Below are 3,042 nucleotides of genomic sequence, written 5' to 3' on the forward strand. Positions count from 1 at the left end.
TCACACACCTCACCCTCATCGACAAAAAACAAACCCCCAAAAAAGCCAGCCCCCACTACAAACACCTCCTCACCCTCAGCCAGAAAAACCCCACCCTCTACAGCTACGCCCTCCAAAAGCTCCTCACCATCAAAGGAGAAGCCCCCCAAATCATCGCCACCCTAGCCACCCAAGTCCTCACCCTCAACAGTCAAAATGCAAAACTCATCGCCCAGGTCGCAACCCTTGAAAAAGAGGTTGCTGCGCTCAAACAAAAGATTAGCCCTCCCATTATTAGTAGTTCTTCAAGTAGCTCAAGTTCCAATACAACAAAACTTCCCGAAGGAGCAATTGGAAAGGCTATTTGGGAGAAACACTTCAAATCTGTAAAAGGAACCGAAGACCCCCTTCCTTCTAATATTGAAGCGATCTTGAACGCCCCTAGCCCCTACAAAGTCGAAGGGTATTGCGGCAAGGTCCGTGATACTCATATTCTTGTTTGGATCCCTGAAAGGGTTCCAGATAAAATTTATGGAGTTGATGTTTCGCTCAATGGATTAAGTAAGATTTTTAATTTTAAAATTCAACTGTCCAATCGGGATTGGGGAGATACCGCGGCACGCACAATAGACAAGTCCCGATGGTTCCTTATGAGTAAAAATATCATATCGGGAACCAAAGGTTGGAAGCGTAAAAAACAAGTCCCGATGGTTAGAAAGCAAGGCTTTAGCACTCCATCAGCCCTATATGTAGTAGCAGCTCTCTCGATCTATCGAAAAGAGACGAAAAAGGTGTTAGCTTGTAACACCTTCTGTAGCCAAGAAACCTCTAATTATCAGCAACTAGTTGTTTATGCCGGAAGCAAGGGTGGTGGCCTGATTGGTTCAGTCGATAGGTATAGACACTCTTATTTTGATAGTATTCGAAATATAGGTATGGTTGGGATGAGAATACTTGATTGATGAATCCATTTAACAAAAGGAAATTTCATGTCAGCAGTAGGAAATAACCCAAACAAGCAGAAGCCAACTGATCAGGAGCTAAAAGAGATCGTTCTTTCATCCGATTTTCTTCTGGAAGTGGCAAAAAATAGGGGCTCTTTGACCGCTGAGCAGAAGCAGCAGCTCACGATTACCATGCTATGGAAGAAGAGTGAGTATCTTTTGCAAGAAGTTGGGGATTTAAAAGAAGAAAATGAAGAAAAAGATCGAAAAATCGCCCTGCTTGAAAAGGGGATGATACAGGCCACCCTTCGCTACGAACTCTTGCTGCGCCTTGGCAAGCTTCACCTGAATGGTGAGTATTTCTCCAGGATTGAGCGATTTTCCACCCATTTTGAGCTTGTTGATGCGGGACTGTGCCTCGCCAAGTTGCGTTTGGGAGTCGGCCCCTCGACCTTTGTCCTTTGGGGCCCCGCAGGGGCCTTCTGACGCCGAGGGGCGTGCGAAGCAAAGCTCCTCGGCGCCGGCGCGATTTTTTTTTGAGAGGGGATAAATGATTTAACAAAAAGAGGTAATTGCAAAAGGCTTGAAAAAATAATGAAAAATATCAACCAAAAGTTTATGCGCTCCTTATTTGCCTTTTTTTCTAGAAAAAAGTTGGCATCTATAAAAAACTTCCTAAATTGTTGATTTTAAACGATTTTTTTAGGAAGGCGGTAGCGCTTTCTTCTTGTATTCACCCCACAAACTCATTATCTTCCAAGTAATCAAATTTTGGGGCTAGCTCATGATTTCTCCTTTGATTAGGGATGGTTGCAGCATATTTTGCTGCAAAAGAGTAGTCGCCAAAATCTCAAAACAGTCTTCCAAACGGGATGCCTACTAAAGAGGCTCACCAATGATACCACCGGCGACTAATTGACCAAGCTGAATAACAGGCTTTGTTGCACTACTGAATTAACGGCCTTTAATAATGAACCATCCAACATTGTGTTATGATTTCCTGAATTCCTAAATATTTATTGTGTTATTGGTACTAAATCGTGCCCCACTTCTTTTGCTCGTTTTTTCAAGTTTGCAAGAACTCTTGCCTGATGTTGCTGCTCATAATAGTTCTCTCCTATCTCTCGATAGTTCTCTCCGGTTACCAGCATTCGGTAGAGTATTCGCGCCAATTTATGAGCAGTCGCTGTAATCGCTTTTGGAGCTCCTAAACGGCATCTCATCCGTCGAAAAAAAGCACCTAATGCCGTTTTAGATCTGTGAAGGCTAAAAGCAGCCATTCGCAGTGCTTGCGCTGCTCGATTATCGCTGGGTCTGGTTCTGCTACTCAGGACCTTCCCTCCTGAAACTTTATTTCCAGGGCATAAGCCAAGCCAAGATACAAATGCTTTTGGGCTTGACCACTTCGTAGGATCGGTTCCTATTTCGGATAGAATTTTCATTGCAGTGTTTCCCTCAATTCCTGGAATTGTTGTCAAATCACACTTGGTCACCTTCTGGATTGAAGCGGAAACGTTGAAACTGTAAGAGCTTCGATGAGATTGAGTCTTGCGTCTGTGTTTTTGCGAGGGCGACTTAAAAGCGCTTTCGTCCTTAGTAGATGATGGTTGCTCGACCTCTAGAAGGAGCAAAGCTTTTTCAATAGCTTCTTCGCATTTTTGGATTTGCTTATGGAAGAACTCATAACCTTCGTAGGCTTGTTTTAAAGCAAACACGTGTTCTGCACGGAAATTGCCCTCTAGAGCTTTCTTTATCCTTTCTATGTTTTTTCGACATTTCCCTACGCTAAGGTTAGCTAATATCTCTGGGCTCCTTGTACCCTTTAAAATGGCTTGTATGATATTCAATCCTGTGGTTCCTGTGATATCGCTGATGACATGATTGAGCTGAATATTCATTTGTGTGAGGGCTTTGTGCATGAGTTGGGTCTGGGTTGCTCCTGCCTCAAATAAGCGGCTTCGCTGCCTCACATACGATCGAAGTTCAACAATATTGTTCGATGGACGAAAGGATCCTCTCAGGTAGTGTAACATTGATTCTGTAAATTCAGACCAACGAGGTTGCCCGGAAGCAAAAACTTCTGGAAAAAAAGTGGTCTGAGATCAGATTCTTCTTTTAA

General features: G+C 43.4%; 3 protein-coding genes. 2 read left to right on the forward strand and 1 reads right to left on the reverse strand.

What is annotated here, in order from left to right; all coding sequences use genetic code 11:
* On the forward strand, positions 1-941 hold a 941-nt coding region (locus tag NEPTK9_RS09340), incomplete at its 5' end, for a hypothetical protein (RefSeq protein WP_194848562.1).
* A gap of 27 nt (positions 942-968) precedes the next feature.
* Positions 969-1,409, forward strand: coding sequence for a hypothetical protein (locus NEPTK9_RS09345; RefSeq protein WP_194848563.1), 441 nt, complete (start codon positions 969-971; stop codon positions 1,407-1,409).
* A gap of 530 nt (positions 1,410-1,939) precedes the next feature.
* Here NEPTK9_RS09345 and NEPTK9_RS09350 read toward each other — a convergent pair.
* Positions 1,940-2,956 (reverse strand): IS110 family RNA-guided transposase, encoded by a 1,017-nt coding sequence (locus NEPTK9_RS09350; RefSeq protein ID WP_194848564.1) that lies wholly within the window; start codon positions 2,954-2,956, stop codon positions 1,940-1,942.
* Positions 2,957-3,042: the final 86 nt, after the last annotated feature.

It is taken from the genome of Candidatus Neptunochlamydia vexilliferae, from assembly GCF_015356785.1.
Taxonomy (GTDB): domain Bacteria; phylum Chlamydiota; class Chlamydiia; order Chlamydiales; family Simkaniaceae; genus Neptunichlamydia; species Neptunichlamydia vexilliferae.